A 19,053-nucleotide genomic window follows, 5' to 3' on the forward strand; every position below is an offset into this window, starting at 1 on the left:
CACGAAGGGCGAAAGGCATATCGCCATCCGCGAAACCTGCGGAAAAAATCAGCCGCGTTTGCCGTCAAGCGGCACGATGTTCAATTCATCGAGCGTGTCGGCCACCTTCACCAGCTGGTCGGTTGTGGCCTTGAGGCGCCCGGCCAGTCCATGGTGCATGGCTTGGGCGATATCGGGGTATTCCTGCAGCATCCGCTTGAAGAGCGCGCGGCGGATGCGGATCATCTCCGTGCGTTCAAGGGGGACTGCGGTGTTGGGACGCGTTGTCTCGATGAAAAGCGCCATTTCGCCCAGAAGGGTGCCGGGGCCGACTGTGGCCAGGTCTTCCTTGCCCTTTTCGCCGCCGCGCAGGACCACCTTGCCGCTGACAATCACGTAGCTGGCATCCGACCTTTCGCCTTCGCGAAAGATCACTTCGCCCTCATTGGCGACGACGTTTTCAGCGGAGAAGGCCAGAAGCCGCAATTGCTCGTCGGAAAACTCGCCCAGAAGGGGCACCTGGCGCAGCAGCGGAATATCGCGGGCAAGGCTCATGCAGTGTTTCCGGGCAATCTCAAGTGCGTTGGATGGTGATACGAGACGATCCGCGCGAGCGGAATCACTTCATGCGGAGTTGCGCACTCTAGCATGAAATGCGGCGCCACAGCGTACCGGGGCGCAGAGGGCGTACGCCGACCGCCCCGTCTTGGCTATTGGCTCGTCAAAACGGCGTTCGCGAGCGGCAAATCCACATCCAGCCGCCGTGTGGACGACCCCTTGTCCGCACCGAAGGGATTGCTGTTGTCTTCCTCAGTGTCGGTCGAGAACGGGTTGTCGCTGGCACCGCCATCGGAAAACGGATTGGCGGGCGTGTTGAGATTCCGCTTGCGCCAGGTGCGGGCGCAGTCGAACAGGCGCGACAGCATCCGATTGGTGGTGGTGAGCGAGAACTTCATTTCGTCATTGGCGGCCAGAACCGTCAACTGCCGCCCGTTGCGCACGGCCGAAAAGAGGCGGTCATCGCCCGGAAGCGCAACCTTGACCTGATTTGCGGAGATAACCTCGGCTGTTCCGGAATAGTCGCGGCCCCTGTCCACCCAGTAGCGCACGGGATAGCTCTTGCCGACGTCCAGTTTCCATTTCTTGTTCACCAGCCCAAGGGCCCAGTTGAGGTCCTTGTGAATGGAAAAAATGAGCGTGATGCCGCTCCGGTAGCTGGCTGATGCCGCGCAATGGCTGAATTCGCCGGTCTGGGAATGGGTATAGGCGCCACCTTCCCAGTTGCCGATCTTGAAGCTTGCGATCTTTTCCGCATGGGCAGAGCTCAAGGTGAGAAAACCCGCCAATTGGAGCGCCACCAATCCTGCCAATACCGGTTTGCCAATCATTCTGCCCATCTCTCCGTTCATGCCCCAAAAGCGGGCCGTCGCCCGGAATTTCCGTTTCGCATGGCTCTGCCAACCGCGAAACAGCGAAAACCCCCATGTATCCATGATGCGACGAAGGAGCTTTTCTGACAATGCGCTTGCGTCCGTCATCGGGATTTGAGGCAAGCGGAGGGGGCGTTACGGGCCAGAGGCCAGAGCTGAGGCCAGGGCGGAGGCCCGGGGGCCGGGCCAGCCAGAATTGACGGCCCGCCGTTTCGCGGTACTTACGATGATTATGAGATTTTTCCGCACCCGCTTGAGGCGTGACCTTTGCTGACGTTATCATCAAGCTCTGGCTGGGAGGGTTGGATGTTCGTATTCAGACGACTTTGTCTTGTGGCAGCGATGGCGATGGCCGTCGCGATGCTCGGAACGGGCGGGCCTGCGAGCGCGAGTGCGGAGCAGGTGAAGGCTGTGATCAGCCTGTCCGATCAAAGCATGAAAGTGACGGTCAACGGTTGGCGACGGTATTCGTGGAAGGTCTCCACCGCCCGGCGCGGCTACCGCACACCGCGCGGAAGGTTCCGTCCCACACGCATGTACAAGCGCTATTTCTCCAAAAAATACCACAACTCACCGATGCCCTATTCGGTGTTCTTCCATCATGGCTACGCCATTCACGGCACCAATTCGGTGAAAAATCTGGGTCGGCCCGCCTCTCATGGTTGTGTGCGGCTCCACCCGGACCATGCCCGCAAGCTCTATGAGCTGGTGCAACGTTACGGCAAGGCCAATACCGAGATCGTGGTGGTGCGCTAGCATCGCCCCCTTCGCGCCGCCGCGTGAAGGCAAGGGGCCGGATGCGCGGGGTCCGAATGCGAGGGGGGGCAGCCGGAGCCGTCCCCTTGTCGCTTTGCCGGATCCGGTCTGGTTATTGGGCCGTCCAGCCGCCGTCCATCGGCAGCATCGTGCCGGTGATGGATGAGGCCGCGTCAGAGCACAGGAACACCGCGAGGGCGGCAACCTGTTCCACGGTCACGAAGGCCTTGGTGGGCTGGGCGGCCAGAAGCACGTCGCGCTTGACCTCTTCCTCGCTCATGTTGCGCGCCTTCATCGTGTCCGGGATCTGCTCTTCCACGAGTGGCGTCCAGACGTAACCCGGACAGATGGCGTTGACCGTGATGCCGTCCTCCGCAACTTCGAGCGCCACCGTCTTGACCAGGCCCGCAATGCCATGCTTCGCCGCCACATAGGCCACCTTGTAGGGGGAGGCGACGAGCGCATGGGCGGACGCGGTGTTGATGATGCGGCCCCAGCCCTTTTTCTTCATGCCGGGCAGGGCAGCGCGGATGGTGTGGAAGGAAGAGGACAGGTTGATCGCGATGATCTGATCCCACTTCTCGACCGGGAATTCCTCGATCGGCGCAACGTGCTGAATACCTGCGTTATTGACGAGAATATCCACGCCGCCGAGGTCCTTCTCAACGTCGGCGACCATGGCCGCGATCTCGTCGGGCTTGGTCATGTCGGCGCCGTTATAGACGCAGGTGACACCGAAATCGGCCTCGATGGAGGCGCGCTCCTTTTCGATATCTTCCGGCTTGCCGAACCCGTTGATCACAATGTTCGCGCTTTCGCCCGCCAGAGCACGAGCATAGGCGAGGCCGATGCCGGACGTGGATCCGGTCACAAGGGCAACCTTGTTCTTGAGCATGATATGAACTCCGAAAACAATATCTTATGCCGAAGTCTCCCGCAGGAGGCTTGCGGACCCGGTCGAAGTGTCTCTTCGACCCTCGTTCAGGGTTATGATGCAGTGCAACATCATAACGCAAGGTAAGAGTTCCATTTGCGCGCGCAACCCACCTCACGAACGGGTGAGCATTGGCGGAAGCGGCGTGCGCATGCTAAGCCAGAGCATGTAAAGGCGCTTTTGCGCAGCCTCAGACGAGGAGCACGATTTCGTGTTCGAACATGAAGATCATGATCATGCGCGTTGCGAGAGCGGGGCGCTTCAGCGCGCGGAGGCGACCTGTGCGCGGCGGAAGGTGAATTTCACCGCCCAGCGACGTCGCGTTCTGGAAAAGCTGCTGGAAAGCCATGTGCCTGCCAGCGCCTATGACATCATTGACCGTCTGGCCGAGGACGGGCCGCGGCCTGCGCCGATCACCGTCTATCGCGCGCTGGATTTCCTCGCGCAGCAGGGCTTCGTCCATCGCATCGAAAGCCGCAACGCCTATGTGGCCTGCTGCCATGATCATGAGACCGGCGAGGTTGTCTTTCTGCTCTGCGAAAAATGCGGGGCCGCGGGCGAGGCGACCTCAGCGGACCTGGCCGGACCGATTGCGACCATTGCGGCGCAAGCCGGGTTTGAACCGCGCCGCTCCGTGCTGGAAATCCGCGGGCTCTGCGCAAGGTGCCAGACGCAGGCGGGCGCGACCGCTTGAGCCGTCGCTCGGCCGGTCAAGACAATTGCGCAGCGGGCGATTTCGCATCCGCGTGAATTGCTCTAGAACAGGGCGCAAGCTTGCACTGGCTCGCATGTACTGGCGCACATGGCGATCATGCCCTAAGTGCCACTCACGCCACTGAGCGTCCTTGTCAGCAACCCGATTGATGAGATCGATTTCCGCAATGACCCATCCTGCCCTTCTCAAGCCTCGTCGTCCGTCTGTCGGTGTGCAGGTCGGATCGGTCACTGTTGGCGGAGGCGCGCCGGTTGTCGTGCAGTCGATGACCAACACGGATACGGCGGATATCGAGGCGACGGTGGCGCAGGTCGCCGCCCTTGCGCGGTCGGGCTCGGAGCTGGTTCGCATCACGGTTGACCGGGACGAAGCGGCCGCCGCCGTGCCGCATATCCGCGACCGGCTGATGCTGAAGAACATCGATGTGCCGCTGATCGGCGACTTTCATTATATCGGCCACAAGCTGCTCGCCGACCATCCCGCCTGTGCGGAGGCGCTTGCCAAATACCGGATCAATCCGGGCAATGTGGGCTTTCGCGCCAAGCGCGACACGCAATTCTCGCAGATCATTGAGATCGCACTGAAAAACGACAAGCCGGTGCGTATCGGCGTCAACTGGGGCTCGCTCGATCAGGAGCTTTTGACCCATCTGATGGATGAAAACGCCGCGCTGGCGGAGCCGGCTCCGGCTTCCGATGTCATGCGCGAGGCGATCATTCGGTCCGGGCTTCTGTCCGCCGAACGCGCCGAGGCGCTGGGCATGGCGCGCGACAAGATCATCCTGTCGGCCAAGGTTTCCAACGTGCAGGATCTGATTGCCGTTTATGCCGATCTGGCGGGACGTTGCGACTACGCGCTGCATCTGGGCCTGACGGAAGCGGGCATGGGGACCAAGGGCATCGTCGCGTCTGCCGCATCCATGGGGATCCTGTTGCAACAGGGCATCGGCGATACGATCCGCGTGTCGTTGACGCCGGAGCCGGGCGGCGACCGCACCCGCGAGGTGCAGGTGGCGCAGGAGCTTCTGCAGACCATGGGTTTCCGTTCCTTCGTGCCGGTGGTGGCCGCATGTCCGGGCTGCGGGCGCACGACCTCCACGGTGTTTCAGGAACTGGCGCAGGACATCCAGGACCACATCCGCGATTCCATGCCGATCTGGCGGCAGCAATATCCGGGCGTGGAAGCGCTCAACGTCGCGGTCATGGGCTGTATCGTGAATGGGCCGGGCGAGTCCAAGCATGCCGATATCGGCATATCGCTGCCCGGTACCGGAGAGACGCCGTCGGCCCCGGTCTTCATTGACGGCGAGAAGGTCAAGACCCTTCGCGGGCCCGGCATTGCCGAAGAATTCAAGAAAATGGTGCTCGACTATATCGAGACCCGTTACGGCACGGGCGATGGGCGCTCTGCCGCCCATTCCGGATGAAGTCCGCCGACATGACCGATACGCCCGATATAGAACCCGCCCGGTCGGCAGACCGACCGGGTCAGGAAGTCGCCCGCAAGCCCGCGGTGATCGTTGCCACGTCTCAGGTGGTGCGTGGCGCGGTTGGGGGGCGTTCAACCCTGTTCGCACTGGAACGCCTCGGTTTCCGGGTCTGGCACCTGCCAACCATCCTGCTCGGCTGGAACCCGAAATACGGGCCCTCCACGCGCATCATTCCCGACGAAGCCTCGTTTACCGCAATGGTGGACGATTTGATCGGCTCGCGGTGGCTGGGCGATGTCGGGGCCGTTCTCACCGGGTATCTCGGGGCCGCCTATCAGGGTGCGGCGCTCGCACGGCTGGTCGATGCGGTGAAGGCGAACAATCCGCAAGCGATCTATCTCTGCGATCCGATCATCGGCGATGAGGGCAACCTCTATGTTCCGCCCGAAACGGTGGATGCGCAGCGCAACGAACTGATGCCGCGCGCGGATATCCTGACGCCGAACCTGTTCGAGCTTGGCTGGTTCACCGGACGGCCGGTCGACACCGAACTGGCCGCGCTTGAGGCGGCGCGCAGCTTGCCGGCGCAACGTGTGCTGGTCACCTCCGCCCCGGCGCTGCGCAAGAACTCGCTCTCCACGTTGCTGGCGACGCCAAAGGGCGCACTTGCGGTGGAGCATGCCGAGCTTGAAGGCGTGCCGCACGGCACCGGCGATCTTCTGGCCGCGCTCTTTCTGGCGGCAGAGCTTGAGGGCGCCGATGACGAGACGGCGCTGGCGCGTGCGGTCTCAGGCACGTTCGAGATGGCCGCACGCAGTGCCAAGGCGGGTTCTGACGAGCAAATGCTGACCGAACACCAGCACGCCATCGTACGCCCGGTCGCCATGGTTTCCGCCCGCCATATCCTTGAGCGCAAGGCACGTGCCTGAGGGGCTCGCCCGCCCGCGCGTTGCGGGCGTGGACGGGTGCCCCGGTGGCTGGATTGCGGTCATTCGTGATGTCGCAGGTGATCCGGCCCCGACAGTCCGCCTTTTCCCGCGCTTTGCCGATCTCCTGCGCCTTGATCCGGCTCCGGCGATCCTCGCCGTGGATATGCCCATCGGGCTTGCGGAGCGATCCGGGCTGGGCGGGCGCGGGCCGGAACGGCTCATCCGCCCGCTTCTGGGGGAGCGGCAGTCCTCGGTCTTTTCGGTGCCGTCCCGCAAGGCAGTGATGTGCGAGGACTATGGCGCGGCCTGCCAGGCGGCGCTTGAGACATCCGAGCCGCCGCGCAAGGTTTCCCGTCAGGCCTTCAACCTCTTTCCAAAGATCCGCGAGATCGATGCCGTGATGACGCCGGAGCTTGAGGCACGGGTTTTCGAAGTGCATCCGGAACTGGCCTTCTGGCGGCTGAATGGCGAGATGCCGATGAGCCTGGCGAAGAAGGTGCGCAACAAGGGGTCCATGCCGGGCATCGAGCAACGCCGTGCGCTTCTGGAGGGCTTCGGCTATGCGCCTGCCTTCTGGGAGCAGAAGCGCCCCCGCGGTGTAGGAGCGGACGATCTGGTGGATGCAGCCGTCAATGCTGTGATCGCAGGGCGGATATTCAGGGGCGAGGCGCAATCCTTTCCCGGCGAACCGGCGCGCGACGCCAAGGGGCTTCGGATGGCGATCTGGGCCTGAGGGGTGGGGCAGAGATAGCCGGAGGATCGGCTGCCCCATGGATCTCTCCGGCTCAAATCTTCAATGCCTGTCGTGCGGAACCAAACGGGCCTGAATCGACTTGAAGCATGGTTCCGGTGATCCCACCGGTATCCAACATCCCGGCTCATGGGCTAACCTGTGCCGATATTCTCCCATCCGGATTTCCCGATGAACTACGACCAGATCGTTCTCTTCTCCATTTTCTTCTGTGTCTTTGCCCTGATGCTCTGGGGGCGGTGGCGCTATGATCTCGTGGCCTTCGCAGCCTTGCTGATCGGCGTTGCCCTGAGCGCGGTGCCGCTTGAGGATGCCTTTGCCGGGTTCGGAAACGAAGCGACGATCATCGTGGCGCTGGTGCTGGTGGTCTCGCGCGGGCTGATCAATTCCGGCGCGGTCGACATCATCACGCGGCAGGTGTCGGGCGCGGGGCGGGGGCTTGGCGCACATATTGCGATGATGGGCGGTATCGGTGGCGTTCTGTCGGCCTTCATGAACAATGTTGCGGCTCTGGCGCTCTTGATGCCGGTGGACATGCAGGCGGCGCGCAAGGCAGGACGCGGGCCGGGCCTGACGCTCATGCCGCTCGCCTTCGCCACCATTCTGGGCGGCATGGTCACGCTGATCGGGACACCGCCCAACATCATCATTTCGCAAATCCGCGCCCGCACGCTCGATGCGCCCTTCCGCATGTTCGATTTTGCCCCGGTGGGGCTTTCCTGTGCGCTTGTGGGTGTTGTCTTCGTCGCCTTTATCGGCTGGCGGCTTTTGCCGGGGCGTGTGCGCGATGGGGGCGGCGAGGAGAGCCTTTTCGAGCTGGACGATTACATCGCCGAGCTGGTGGTGGGCGAGGATTCCAAACTCGTCGGCGTCGCGTTCGGAGAGATCGACGCGATTGCGGATGAGGCGGATGTGGCGGTGATCGGGCTGGTGCGGGCCAAGACGCGGTTTTCCGCTTCCTCGCGACATCTGGAAATCCGTGCCGGCGATGTGCTCATCGTGGAAGCCGGGCCGGATGGCATCGACAAGTTCCGTGGTCTCGCCAAGCTGGAGGTGGACGGCGAACAGAAGAAGGGCAGAGCCACCGGCGAAGGCATGGGCGTGGCGGAAGTGGTTGTGCCGCGGGATTCCCGGCTTGACGGCCGCTCCGTTCAGGACGTGCAGCTTCTGCGGCGGCAGGGTGCGACGCTTCTGGGCGTTTCCCGTCATGGCCAGCGTTTTTACGAGCGGCTCGGCAAACTGACCATCCGCGCCGGTGATATCCTGCTGCTTTATGGCACTGCGGACCGGCTCTCGGACGTGACGCGCTGGCTCGGGGCCTTGCCGCTGGCCGCCCGCGGGATCGGGGTTACGCAGCATGGACGTGCGGCGCTGGCGGTCGTGCTGTTTGCCGCGGCGCTGATCGCCGCCAGCACGGGGCTCACGCCTTTGCCGATCGCGCTGGGTTTCGTGGTCGCGCTCTATGTCGCCTTCGACATCGTGCCCATTCGCGAGGTTTACGATCACATCGAATGGCCGGTCGTGGTTCTGTTGGGATCGATGATCCCGCTTGGCCTGGCGCTTGAGGAAAGCGGCGGCACGACCCTGATCGCGGAAGGCATCGTCGAACTGACGCGGGGTCTGCCAGCCGCCGCCATCCTGTTTGTGCTGATGATTGTGATCATGACGCTGTCGGATGTGCTCAACAACACCGCCACAGCGGTGATCGGCGCGCCGATCGCCATCGATATCGCGCACAGCCTCAATGTCAGCCCCGATCCGTTCCTGATGGCCGTGGCGGTTGCCGCATCCTGTGCGTTCCTCACGCCCATCGGCCACAAGAACAACACGCTGATCATGGGCCCCGGCGGCTATGCCTTTTCCGATTACTGGCGCATGGGGCTGCCGCTTGAAATCCTGATCGTGTGCACCGGCGTTCCGGCAATCCTGGTCTTCTGGCCGTTGTGACCCGCGTCAGGTCGATCCGCCTTCGACGGATTTTTCCCGCAGCTGCGTGGCGACAAAGGTCACGATGAAGAGCAGCGTCATGGTGAGCACGATGGTGGGCGCGGGCGCGCTGTCGATGAAGAAGCTCGCATAGATGCCGACAAGGGTGGAGACGACCGCGACCAGGATGGAGATCGCCATCATGCGCCTGAAATCTCGGCTCACCAGATAGGCGATCGCGCCGGGGGCCACCAGCATGGCGATGGCCAGGATGATGCCGACCGCCTTCAAGGCCGCCACGATGGCAAGCGAGATTACCGCCAGAAGTCCGTAATGGAGAAAGCGGACGGGCAGGCCGATGGCTTGGGCATGCTGGGCATCGAATGCGGCAAGCAGCAGGTCGCGCCGCCAGATCAGGACGAACCCGGTCGTCACCAGCGAAATCAGCGCGCTCTGGCCCACGTCGGCCCATGTCACACCCAGCATGTCGCCAAACAGGATGTGGTCGAGATGCACATCCGTTCTGATGGAGACGTAAAGCACGATGCCCAGTCCGAACATGCCGGAGAAGACCACACCCATCACCGTGTCTTCCTTGATGCGACTGTTTTCCTTCAGGAAGCCGGTTGCGAGTGCGCAAGTCATGCCCGCCCCGAAGGCCCCGACGGCGAGCGGAAGCCCCGCGATATAGGCAAGCACAACGCCCGGCAGCACCGCGTGGGAGATCGCATCGCCCATCAGCGACCAGCCCTTCAGCACCAGATAGCAGGACAGAAGCGCCATCGGTACGGCAACGATCAGCGAGATCGCGAAGGCCTGTTGCATGAAGGGGAACTGGAAGGGCATCAGCGCCGTGGCGAGGGCGTCGCTCATTTGTCCGCTCCCGACGGTTCATGGCTATCGGCGGTGAGCATGGCGCGGGCGCGGGCCCGGTTCGCCAGCATTCCGTGTTTGGGCGCGAAGAGGAAGGCGGTGAGGAAAATGAGCGTCTGGGCGACGACGATGACGCCGCCGGTCGCGCCATCCAGGAAGTAGCTGACATAGGCGCCCAGAAAGCTCGTTATCGTGCCGATGGCGACGCTTGTCGCGATCAGGCGGGGAAAGCGGTCGCACAGGAGATAGGCGGTGGCGCCGGGCGTCACCACCATCGCGATGACCAGAAAGGCCCCGACGGTTTGCAGCGCGGCGACGGTGGAGGCGGCGAGCAGGGTGAAGAAGATGACCTTGAGACGTTCCGGTTTGAGCCCGATGGAGCGCGCATGGGCTTCATCGAAGAAGGTCAGCATCAGGTCCTTCCACTTGGCCAGGAGCACGACCAGTGTCACCGCGGCAATCAGGACAAGCTGAAGCGTATCGGTGGGCGTTATCGCGAGAATATTGCCGAGAATGATGGTCTGGACATTCACCGAGGTGGGCGACAGCGAGACCATGAAAAGACCGAGGCCGAAAAAGGATGTGAAGATCAGGCCGATAATGGCGTCTTCCTTGAGCTTGGTGCGCTGGTTGAAGAAGAGCATCGCGCCCGCGGCCAGCCCTCCCGCCACGAATGCGCCAATGGAAAAGGGGAGGCCCAGCATGTAGGCGCCCGCAACGCCCGGCACGATGGAATGGGACAGCGCATCGCCGATCAGCGACCAGCCCTTCAGCATCAGGTAAGCGGAGAGAAAGGCGCAGGTGCCGCCCACCAGCGCCGACACCCACATGGCGTTGATCATGTAGCCATATGTGAAGGGCTCGATGAGCGCGCTCATTCCCCCTCTCCCCCTTTGGCGGCCGCGTCGCCCTCGCGCGCCATGGTGCGCAAGGCGTTGCCATTCTCGCCATACATGACGATGGGGCGTTCATCATCCGTCAGGACGGAAAGCCTGCGCGGATCGTTGTCGTCGTGGAGATCGGCGCCTCCAAGCGTGAATTCCCGCAAGACCCCGCCAAATGCGCGCTCCAGATTGGGGCGGGTAAAGACCTCGGATATTGGCCCCGATGTCAGGATGGTACGGTTGATCAGCACGGCCCGATCGCAGAATTCGGGAACCGAGCCCAGATTGTGGGTGGAGACGAGAATCACCCGGCCTTCGTCGCGCAAATCCTTCAGGAGCGCGATGATCTGGGCCTCTGTCGTGACGTCCACGCCGGTGAAGGGCTCGTCCAGCAGGATGACCTGACCTTCCTGCGCAAGGGCGCGAGCGAGGAACACGCGTTTCTTCTGACCGCCCGACAGCTCCCCGATCTGGCGCTTTCGAAAATCGGCCATGTTCACGCGCTGGAGGGCCGCCTCGACCATCTCATGGTCGCGCCTGCCGGGAATGCGTAGCCAGTTCATGTGGCCATAGCGGCCCATCATCACCACGTCTTCCACGAGAACGGGGAAGTTCCAGTCCACATCCTCGTTCTGGGGCACATAGGCGACGAGGTTCTGTCGCTGCGCATCGCGCCCCGACAGGCCGAGAATGCTGACCGAGCCCTTCGCCAGGGGCACGAAATTCATGATCGCCTTGAAGAGCGTCGACTTGCCGGAGCCGTTGACGCCCACAAGCGCGGTGATCGAGCCGCGGGGAATGGCGAAGCTGGCATCGATGAGTGCGGTGTGGCCGTTTCGATAGGTGACCGTGACGTCGCAAACGGAAAGCCCGGGGGCGGACGCCGGGGTGGTTTCGGGCGGGGTGTCCGAATTGGCTGACTTTCGTGCGGGCGGTGTCCTCATTTTACGCCTGCCTTGCCGGTCAGTCCTTCTGCGATGGTGCGCGAAGTGATGCGGATGAGGTCGAGATAGGTCGGCACGGGGCCGCCCTCATCGCTCAGGCTGTCCACGTAGAGGATCCCGCCATAGGCTGCGCCGGTCTCGCGCGCCACCTGTTGCGCAGGCTTGGGCGAGACGGTGCTTTCGGAAAAGATCACGGGGATGTCATGGTCGCGCATTGCGTCGATCACCTTGCGGACCTGTTGCGGGGTGCCCTGCTGATCGGCGTTGATCGGCCAGAGATAGATCTCCTTCAATCCGAAATCGCGCGCGAGATAGGAGAAAGCGCCCTCGCTGGTCGCAAGCCAACGCCTCTCGGGCGGGATCCTTGAAAGTTCCGCCCTGATGGGGGCGGCAAGGGCCTCGATTTCGGCCTTGTACCGGGCGGCGTTTGCGTCATAGGCGGCGGAATTGGAGGGATCGGCCGCAACAAGCGCCTTGCGGATGTTCTCCACGTAGATCAGGCCGTCGGACGGCGACATCCATGCGTGCGGGTTCGGTTTTCCGGCATAGGGCCCCTGATCAATGCTCATCGGCGCCACGCCTTGCGACAGCACAACGCGCTCCACGCCGGAGAGGTTGCTGAAGAACCGCTCGAACCAAAGCTCCAGATTGAGCCCGTTATAGAGGATCAGGTCAGCGCCTTGAGCGCGGATGATATCGCCGGGGGTCGGCTGGTAATTGTGGATCTCCGCACCGGGCTTGGTGATGGAGACGATCTCGGCATGCTCGCCCGCCACGTTGCGGGCCATGTCGGCGAGAATGGTGAAACTGGTGGCGACCTTGAGCTTCGCCAGGGCGACGTCACTCAGCGCGCCGGAAAAGGCGATGCCGCAGGTCAGACCGGCCAGCGCAATCCATCGTTTCAGGCGGGAACCGACTCTCATTCTTACTCCGATCGGGCTTGCGGCCGAGCGCGCGGCATCAGCGGCAGATTGGAAGCGTTATACAATCAGCTTCCTTCGGAGAATGCAAATGCAAATCGTTTGCAACTGGAAACAGGCAGCGGAGCGCTCAGGCTGGGCCACGGGACAGGACCGAACGACGGTGAAGGGCGGAAGACGGTGAAAGGGCGGGGTTTGGCCGGGATGCGGCCGGGCGGATCGGCACAGGCGGGCATGATGCGCGCGAAAAGGGAAGGCAGCCGACGGATGGCCTTCACAAAATGCAAAAGGGCAGGACTGGAGCAGGGGCGGGGCGCGCAAGTCTGCTGGGGCGCAAGTCTGCTGGGGCGCACACATGCCGAGGGGGGCGGCCGGGCTGCCATTGGGAGCGTGTTTTTGAGGCGAAGATGGTCGAGGCCGAAGCCTGACGGCTTCAGCCTCGTTCGGGGGTGTTCCGACCGATCAGTTCTTGCCGAAGCTGAACCAGCGCGAAACCATCCGGGAGACCTTGGAGCCGGTCTTTTCCTCAGCCTTTTTGGGGGAAGGCTTCTCTTCCGGCGTGATCGCGTCCGCGGTTTGCGTTGCCGGGCCGGAGGGGGCTTGGGAAACGGGCGCGCTTGCCTGGGACGCGCTTGCTTGTGGCAGGGGCGCGTTCGCGGGGCGTTCGGAGGCAGGCGCCACCGGCGAGGCGGCGCGGCTTTCGTTGCCGGTGAAGAGGCTGGAGAAGAACCCACCCTTGCGGGTAGATGCCGTGGTCAGGTCGTCGCGTTCCGGATTGGGGGCGGGCACCGGCGTTCCATCGGGCGCGGTGGCATAGGACAGCACGGGAGACTGCGCCGGTGCAGGGCCGGTCGCCGCAGGCCCATCGGCCGTTGTCGCCGCTTCATTGCCCGGACCGAACAGCTTCGCCATCGCGCTTTCGCCGTTCTTCCACTTTTCTTCGCGCTCGCGCTTTTTCTGAAGACGGGCGACGATCATTGCCGTCTTCTCGTCATCCGCGCGCTGCTTGGCGGCGACGGCAAGGCGCAGGCGCTCCGGCACTTCATACGCCGGACAGGCGCGGGTGGAGACGAATCTTGCATTCTCGTCTTCCGGTTCCGCATCGAAGACATATTGCCGGTCGCAGACATCGATCTTGGGCGGCAGATGGCTGACCTCGAAATGGTCATAGCCGGTCTTCAGCATCTTCCAGAATTCTGTGTGTTCGCTGTCCGCATGCCGGGCCATGTTCTCTGCCGTCATACGGAAAGGGTAGGCCTGTAGCTGGAAGGCTCTCTGGCCGCCCCTGAAGGCTTCGCGCGCCAACGCGTAGATCTCCTGGATCTGTTCGTCGGTCATGGCGTAGCAGCCGCGCGAGGAGCATGCGCCGTGGACCATCAGGTTGCTGCCGGTACGGCCGAGCGCACGGTCATAGGCGTTGGGAAAGCCGGTATTGAAAGACAGATGATAGGAGGAATTCGGGTTCATCTGCGCGGGGCGGATCGTGTAGAAGCCCTCCGGCGCCTGACGGTCGCCTTCCTTCACCTTGGGCCCAAGTTCGCCCGACCATTTGCAGATGTCGTATTCCTTCAAGAGCGCGTAGCGGCCGGAACGCGTCTGCTTCCAGATTTCCAGCTTCGATTCTTCCTTGAAGAGCCGCACCAGAATCGGATCTGACGGCTTCATCTGCTTGGCGGACATCTCCGCCTTGATCGCATGGGGAAGGGGGCGTTCGGCCTTGGCACCATATCCCAGCTCGTCTGCCTGGCACCCCGAGAGCGCGATCAGGCTTGCGGCAAAGACAGCGCGGGTGATTGCGCGCTTGAGCGTATGCCGAGGGGCGGCCCCGTGGGCGCAGGTCTTGTCCGAAGCTGTCATGTTGGTTGAAAATGCCCTGTCAGGAGCAGACATGTGTCCACCTCAACTATCGCCGTCATTCAGCTCGACCAGCGCCATGATGAAAACGGCTGCTGGCGGCCCGGCGAGACGCGTTCCAGGTCCGCATGCGCATGTGCCGGGCGCAAGCCGGAGTGGATATCGAGTGTAGTTTGTTAACCTTTCGAAAAGGTTTACAGGCTCGCTTAGATCAGACTGCCGCCATGGTCCGGCCAGCCTCTGCGTGTCGTTGACCGGGCCTAGCGCAGGGGAATGAACACCCGAAACACGGCAATAAAATGCCCTCGCGCAACGCTCCGGCCGACATGATGACCGACGAGCGCACGAATACGGGAAAGGCCGGAGGCAGAACCTTCAGACCGATCCTTCATTAGCTCAATTATATTTGAATCCGGCGATATGATGACCGACTAGAGATTGCGGCCAATTGCCAGGAATTTTTCGTGGCGTAGCTGCCGGATCTCGTCATGGCTCATGCCATCGAATTCCGCCAGCGCGCTTTCCAGCTTGTTGCCGGCATCGCGGATCGCAATATCGGGCGCGCGATGGGCGCCGCCCATCGGCTCGGGAACGATCGCGTCGATGACGGAGAGCTTGACCAGATCCTGTGCGGTGATCTTCATGCTGGTCGCGGCATCCTGCGCGCGGGCGCTGTCACGCCAGAGGATGGAGGCCGCCCCTTCCGGCGAGATGACCGAATAGATGGCGTGTTCCATCATGATGACCCGGTTCGCCGTCGCGATTGCGATCGCGCCGCCCGATCCGCCTTCGCCGATGATCATCGCGACATTCGGCACGCCGAGCCGAAGGCAGGCATCGGTGGAGCGGGCGATGGCTTCCGCCTGGCCACGTTCTTCCGCGCCAATGCCGGGATAGGCGCCCGCGGTATCGACAAAGGTAACGACCGGCATGTCGAAGCGATCTGCCAGTTCCATGATGCGAACCGCCTTGCGGTAGCCCTCAGGCCGCGCCATGCCGAAATTGTGCTTCAGGCGGGATTGGGTGTCGTGGCCCTTTTCCTGGCCAATCACGGCGACGCGACGTCCGCGAAAGCGACCGATGCCGGTGACGATGGCTGAATCCTCGGAGTACTTCCGGTCGCCGGCCATCGGCGTGAAGTCCTCGACGAGCTGATCGATATAGTCGGCCGCATGCGGGCGATCCGGGTGGCGGGCAACGAGGGTTTTCTGCCACGGTGTCAGCTTCGCATAAATGTCGGCGAGAGCCTGGTTTGCCTTGGTCTCCAGGCGGGCGATTTCGTCGCCCACATCGACGTCGTCGTCGCGGTTCATCGTCCGCAGTTCCTGGACCTTGCCTTCCAGATCGGCAACCGACTTTTCGAATTCCAGATAGCTGGGCATAGAACTTTCCGCTCATGGAGGGTCGGCGTTTCCGCGACCCTGACCGGCCAGGGAGGTTGCCGGCACCTTTGTTCGTTCGTCTTGTCTTGCGGTATCCGCCCGTCGCTCGCAAGCGGCGCCAGAAGTCGGATATCGCAACGCGGCGCGACACTGGCCGCAAGTCCCATGTGTGTCAAGCGCGCTCGTAATGCAAGTGAGATATGGGGCGCGCCAAACGGTGAAAGCGAGTTCGGTTCTTTTCCGCAGTTACGAGCTGTGGGCTGCGCGAGGACGCGGATGTTCCCGCGGGGATGGCAAGGGGACGCCAGGGAAGGCAAGGCGGATGCAAGGGCAGACCGGGCGGATGCGCGGGCAGGCCGGAGCGATGCAAGGGGCCCGGTGCGTTTCCGGTCTTGCTGGCAATTTCCGTCACTGCCCGGTGCTGCGTCCCATCAGCGCGCCGCGCGGCGTTTGTCCATCTCGCGCAGCGTCATTTTCCGCGCTTCCACCACGATGTCGCCGCTCATGGTGCGAAGCGAAATGCGGTAGGGCACCAGAAGCGGTTCGTCTGCCACCGGTGCCAGCCAGATCTCGATGTGCTTGTTGTCGGCCATGTATTGAACCGACTTCTTTGCCGGGCGATGGCCGGCAACCGGTATCCAGCGCGCACCGCACACGATAACGGGGCCATCATAGCCGCGCCCGGAGACGTTTTCCGTGCGCCGATAGGAAAGCTGCACGTCATAGCGCTGCCAACCGTCGAAGATCGGCAGGCGGCGGTTGCAGGCTTCGGGCGACAGGCTGTCCCGCTTGCGCGCGATCGGCATGATGGCGGCGGAGAGCGGGTCGACCACATTGTAACGGTGGCGCTTCGTGACGGGAATGCGATCCGGCCGCTTCTTGAGCTGAGGGCTCACCGCGAAATCCTGCACGTTGCCCTGGCCCATATGGATGGCGACGCGGGAGGAGATCTTCGATTCTTCCGCCATCATCGAATAGCGGGTGGGAACCACGTGGGAGCCACGCAGGCGACCGGTGCTTTCCGCGTTGGACTTGGAAGCCACGAAAACGCCAACCAGACCCGAGGTGCGCATGCCCATGCGGGCCTCATAGGCGTTGCCCTTGATATCCACGGACAGGTCGCCCTTGGCGAAGGTCAGGCCGGAAAAGGAAATGTCGTAGCTGGCGCCAAGCCGGGTGCCGCGGGAGGCCGCATCGGCGGGCGCGGCCGCGGCAAGAACCAGGGGAGCGAGCAGGCCGAGCCCGGCAACTGCGGCCACAAATGGCCGGCATGGGCGTGTGCGTGCGGCATTGAAAACGGTCATGCGATCGGGAATCCTGAACACGCTCAAGTCCTCCGTTCGGACGTTGCTGCGACAAGGTAGCCTTTCCGCCGCTTTGGCGGAATAGGTTTTCACCGTGGCGCAACCCGCCGGGACGGTGTGATTAAGCCTCAATTCTTGCTGCTTATGGTAACCGGAAGCTTAACATTCGGTATCCGGGGCGCATTCGCCATCCATTTTGGCGCGGACCCGCTTTCGGTCTTGACGCCGCGGGGGGGCATCACTATACCGAGGCGACTTTCCGACAGGCCGGACCTGGCGAGATGGACCTCCACGTCCACTCCTGTTGCCCTTATGGGTGGCGCGGCCAATCCGGAGCCTGAACCTTCAGCCGAATTTTCCGGCTTTGACGAGATCATTGCGAAGCGCATGTGTGGCTTCGCGAAGCAATAAAAAGGGTGTTCCCATGGCCCGACGGTGCGAACTCACCGGCAAGGACGTGATGACCGGCAACAACGTCAGCCACGCGAACAACAAGTCGCGTCGCCGCTTTCTGCCGAATCTGTGCAACGTCACGCTCATGAGCGAGACGCTTGGCCGTTCGTTCAGCCTGCGCATCTGTGCGCATGCGCTGCGTTCGGTGGAGCATCGCGGCGGTCTCGACGCGTTCCTGGCCAAGGCCAAGACCGACGAACTGTCGCTGAAGGCCGCTCAGCTGAAGCGCGAAATCAAGCGCAAGCAGCAGGCTGCCACCGCCTAAGTTGGTTCTTTCCCGGCGCGGGCCTGACCGCACGGGGCAGACCTCCAGACCTTCGAAACCCGGTATGCCGGGCGTCGTGGGCGCTGAGGCGAGACGATTGTAAGAGTTTTTGCATGCGGCGGGCGTTCGGTAAAACGGGCGCGCGCCGCATGCGCATGTTCAAAGGAAAGTGGCTCGGATGACCCGGACGCAGCCTTTAACCGTCCGTTCGCTGGCCCTTGGCGTGACCGCCATGGCGCTGGTTGTTCTGGCGTCCAATATTCTGGTTCAGTATCCGTTCCAGATGACCGTCGGCGGCTATGATCTGGCCGACCTGCTCACCTGGGGCGCCTTCACCTATCCTGCAGCCTTTCTCGTGACGGATCTGACGAACCGCCGGTTCGGGGCGGTTGCTGCGCGCTGGGTGGTGTTTGTCGGTTTCTGTGTGGCGGTCGCGCTGTCGGTCACGCTCTCCAACCCGCGCATTGCACTGGCATCCGGCTCGGCCTTTCTGGCCGCCCAGATGCTCGACGTCTTTGTTTTCGACCGCCTGCGCCGCAGTTCCTGGTGGAAGGCTCCGTTTCTCTCGTCCTTCCTTGGCTCCGTGCTCGACACGATCCTGTTCTTCGGGATTGCGTTTTCGATGGCGTTCGCATTTCTGGGGCATGGCGACGCGTTTGCGACCGATCAGGCGCCGCTTCTGGGCCTCTTCAACATCGAAGCGCCGCGCTGGATTTCCTGGGCGGTCGGCGATTTCTCGGTGAAGATGCTCGTCTCCCTGACGCTGCTTGCGCCCTATCGCCTGCTGATGCAGGTGATCCGGCCGATGCCTGCGGTCGTGTGAGGCGCGCTTTCCTTGACGACAGGGCCTGAAAAAAAGGCGCGGGGGCAACCCGCGCCTTTTTTGTAGGTGCTTTGTATGTGCGCGCCCTTCAGGCCGTTTCGTTGCCGGGGAGCCTGACGAGCTCATCGAGCCAGGGGGCTTCAGATCGGCACCATGCCTTGCGCACGGGCTTGATGTCATGGCGTTGGGTCACCAGGCCCCATCGCAGCGCCATCATGCCCGCATCCGCGCCCACCCCGCGCGAATAGACGGGGGCGCCGCATTCGCCACAGAAGGTCTGTTGACGGGGGCGCCCGCTTTCTGCGGTCTTCATGTAGATCTTCGGCTCGCCTGAAAGCGTCACCTTGTCGGCTGCGACCACGATCACGATCCGATACGGAGATCCGCTGAGGACCTGGCAGTCGGTGCAGTTGCAGACATAGACCGCGTCCGGGTCCATGTCCGCTTCAAAGGTGATGGCGCCGCAATGGCAGCCCCCGTCAATACGCATGTCGGTTCCTCC

At 62.9% G+C, this 19,053-nt stretch carries 19 protein-coding genes; 8 read left to right on the plus strand and 11 right to left on the minus strand.

Annotation, left to right across the window (positions count from 1 at the left end; genetic code table 11):
• Window positions 1-48: 48 nt before the first annotated feature.
• Window positions 49-534, minus strand: coding sequence for a cyclic nucleotide-binding domain-containing protein (locus ABGM93_RS14955; RefSeq protein ID WP_321500811.1), 486 nt, complete (start codon window positions 532-534; stop codon window positions 49-51).
• A 155-nt stretch (window positions 535-689) separates the two neighbouring features.
• The gene (locus tag ABGM93_RS14960) at window positions 690-1,367 is read right to left on the minus strand and encodes a hypothetical protein (protein ID WP_321500813.1); all 678 of its coding nucleotides are present in this window, start codon (window positions 1,365-1,367) and stop codon (window positions 690-692) included.
• 348 nt (window positions 1,368-1,715) lie between these two features.
• Here ABGM93_RS14960 and ABGM93_RS14965 point away from each other — a divergent pair, with 348 nt between their 5' ends.
• Complete coding sequence (locus ABGM93_RS14965) at window positions 1,716-2,165, plus strand: L,D-transpeptidase (protein WP_321500815.1); 450 nt, start codon at window positions 1,716-1,718, stop codon at window positions 2,163-2,165.
• A gap of 112 nt (window positions 2,166-2,277) precedes the next feature.
• Here ABGM93_RS14965 and ABGM93_RS14970 read toward each other — a convergent pair whose 3' ends face one another.
• Complete coding sequence (locus ABGM93_RS14970; protein ID WP_321500817.1) at window positions 2,278-3,060, minus strand: 3-hydroxybutyrate dehydrogenase; 783 nt, start codon at window positions 3,058-3,060, stop codon at window positions 2,278-2,280.
• 250 nt (window positions 3,061-3,310) lie between these two features.
• Here ABGM93_RS14970 and ABGM93_RS14975 point away from each other — a divergent pair, with 250 nt between their 5' ends.
• The 5 genes from ABGM93_RS14975 (at window position 3,311) to ABGM93_RS14995 (ending at window position 8,870) form a co-directional block, all read left to right on the plus strand.
• Window positions 3,311-3,793: a transcriptional repressor gene (locus tag ABGM93_RS14975; RefSeq protein WP_319774588.1), complete on the plus strand. Its 483-nt coding sequence runs from the start codon at window positions 3,311-3,313 to the stop codon at window positions 3,791-3,793.
• Between the two features lie 169 nt (window positions 3,794-3,962).
• Complete coding sequence (gene ispG / locus ABGM93_RS14980; protein WP_321500824.1) at window positions 3,963-5,240, plus strand: flavodoxin-dependent (E)-4-hydroxy-3-methylbut-2-enyl-diphosphate synthase; 1,278 nt, start codon at window positions 3,963-3,965, stop codon at window positions 5,238-5,240.
• A gap of 11 nt (window positions 5,241-5,251) precedes the next feature.
• The gene (pdxY, locus tag ABGM93_RS14985; protein ID WP_321500829.1) at window positions 5,252-6,172 is read left to right on the plus strand and encodes a pyridoxal kinase; all 921 of its coding nucleotides are present in this window, start codon (window positions 5,252-5,254) and stop codon (window positions 6,170-6,172) included.
• On the plus strand, window positions 6,165-6,905 hold the full coding sequence (locus ABGM93_RS14990) for a DUF429 domain-containing protein (protein ID WP_321500833.1): 741 nt from the start codon (window positions 6,165-6,167) through the stop codon (window positions 6,903-6,905). Before pdxY ends, ABGM93_RS14990 begins: the two co-directional genes overlap by 8 nt.
• 189 nt (window positions 6,906-7,094) lie before the next feature.
• Complete coding sequence (locus tag ABGM93_RS14995) at window positions 7,095-8,870, plus strand: SLC13 family permease (protein ID WP_321500836.1); 1,776 nt, start codon at window positions 7,095-7,097, stop codon at window positions 8,868-8,870.
• 6 nt (window positions 8,871-8,876) lie between these two features.
• Here ABGM93_RS14995 and ABGM93_RS15000 read toward each other — a convergent pair whose 3' ends face one another.
• The 7 genes from ABGM93_RS15000 to ABGM93_RS15030 all read right to left on the minus strand — a co-directional run bounded on the left by ABGM93_RS15000 (window position 8,877) and on the right by ABGM93_RS15030 (window position 17,010).
• Window positions 8,877-9,722 (minus strand): metal ABC transporter permease, encoded by an 846-nt coding sequence (locus ABGM93_RS15000; RefSeq protein ID WP_321500839.1) that lies wholly within the window; start codon window positions 9,720-9,722, stop codon window positions 8,877-8,879.
• Window positions 9,719-10,600, minus strand: a complete 882-nt coding sequence (locus ABGM93_RS15005; RefSeq protein ID WP_321500842.1) for a metal ABC transporter permease — start codon at window positions 10,598-10,600, stop codon at window positions 9,719-9,721. The genes ABGM93_RS15000 and ABGM93_RS15005 overlap by 4 nt, the downstream gene beginning before the upstream one ends.
• Entirely contained in the window at window positions 10,597-11,550 is a 954-nt protein-coding gene (locus ABGM93_RS15010; RefSeq protein ID WP_321500845.1) for a manganese/iron ABC transporter ATP-binding protein, read from the minus strand. Before ABGM93_RS15010 ends, ABGM93_RS15005 begins: the two co-directional genes overlap by 4 nt.
• Window positions 11,547-12,473: a metal ABC transporter substrate-binding protein gene (locus tag ABGM93_RS15015; RefSeq protein WP_321500848.1), complete on the minus strand. Its 927-nt coding sequence runs from the start codon at window positions 12,471-12,473 to the stop codon at window positions 11,547-11,549. The genes ABGM93_RS15010 and ABGM93_RS15015 overlap by 4 nt, the downstream gene beginning before the upstream one ends.
• A gap of 459 nt (window positions 12,474-12,932) precedes the next feature.
• On the minus strand, window positions 12,933-14,327 hold the full coding sequence (locus ABGM93_RS15020) for a L,D-transpeptidase family protein (RefSeq protein WP_321500851.1): 1,395 nt from the start codon (window positions 14,325-14,327) through the stop codon (window positions 12,933-12,935).
• A gap of 428 nt (window positions 14,328-14,755) precedes the next feature.
• On the minus strand, window positions 14,756-15,706 hold the full coding sequence (locus tag ABGM93_RS15025; protein ID WP_321334263.1) for an acetyl-CoA carboxylase carboxyltransferase subunit alpha: 951 nt from the start codon (window positions 15,704-15,706) through the stop codon (window positions 14,756-14,758).
• Between the two features lie 431 nt (window positions 15,707-16,137).
• Window positions 16,138-17,010, minus strand: a complete 873-nt coding sequence (locus tag ABGM93_RS15030) for a DUF3108 domain-containing protein (protein WP_321500854.1) — start codon at window positions 17,008-17,010, stop codon at window positions 16,138-16,140.
• A gap of 424 nt (window positions 17,011-17,434) precedes the next feature.
• Here ABGM93_RS15030 and rpmB point away from each other — a divergent pair, with 424 nt between their 5' ends.
• Together rpmB and ABGM93_RS15040 are read left to right on the plus strand one after the other, a co-directional pair.
• Window positions 17,435-17,728 (plus strand): 50S ribosomal protein L28, encoded by a 294-nt coding sequence (gene rpmB, locus ABGM93_RS15035; RefSeq protein ID WP_321500856.1) that lies wholly within the window; start codon window positions 17,435-17,437, stop codon window positions 17,726-17,728.
• Window positions 17,729-17,906: 178 nt separating this feature from the next.
• Entirely contained in the window at window positions 17,907-18,551 is a 645-nt protein-coding gene (locus ABGM93_RS15040) for a VUT family protein (RefSeq protein WP_321500858.1), read from the plus strand.
• Between the two features lie 88 nt (window positions 18,552-18,639).
• Here ABGM93_RS15040 and ABGM93_RS15045 read toward each other — a convergent pair whose 3' ends face one another.
• Window positions 18,640-19,041, minus strand: coding sequence for a GFA family protein (locus ABGM93_RS15045; RefSeq protein ID WP_321500860.1), 402 nt, complete (start codon window positions 19,039-19,041; stop codon window positions 18,640-18,642).
• Window positions 19,042-19,053: the final 12 nt, after the last annotated feature.

This window comes from Breoghania sp. (assembly GCF_963674635.1).
Classification (GTDB): Bacteria; Pseudomonadota; Alphaproteobacteria; order Rhizobiales; family Stappiaceae; genus Breoghania.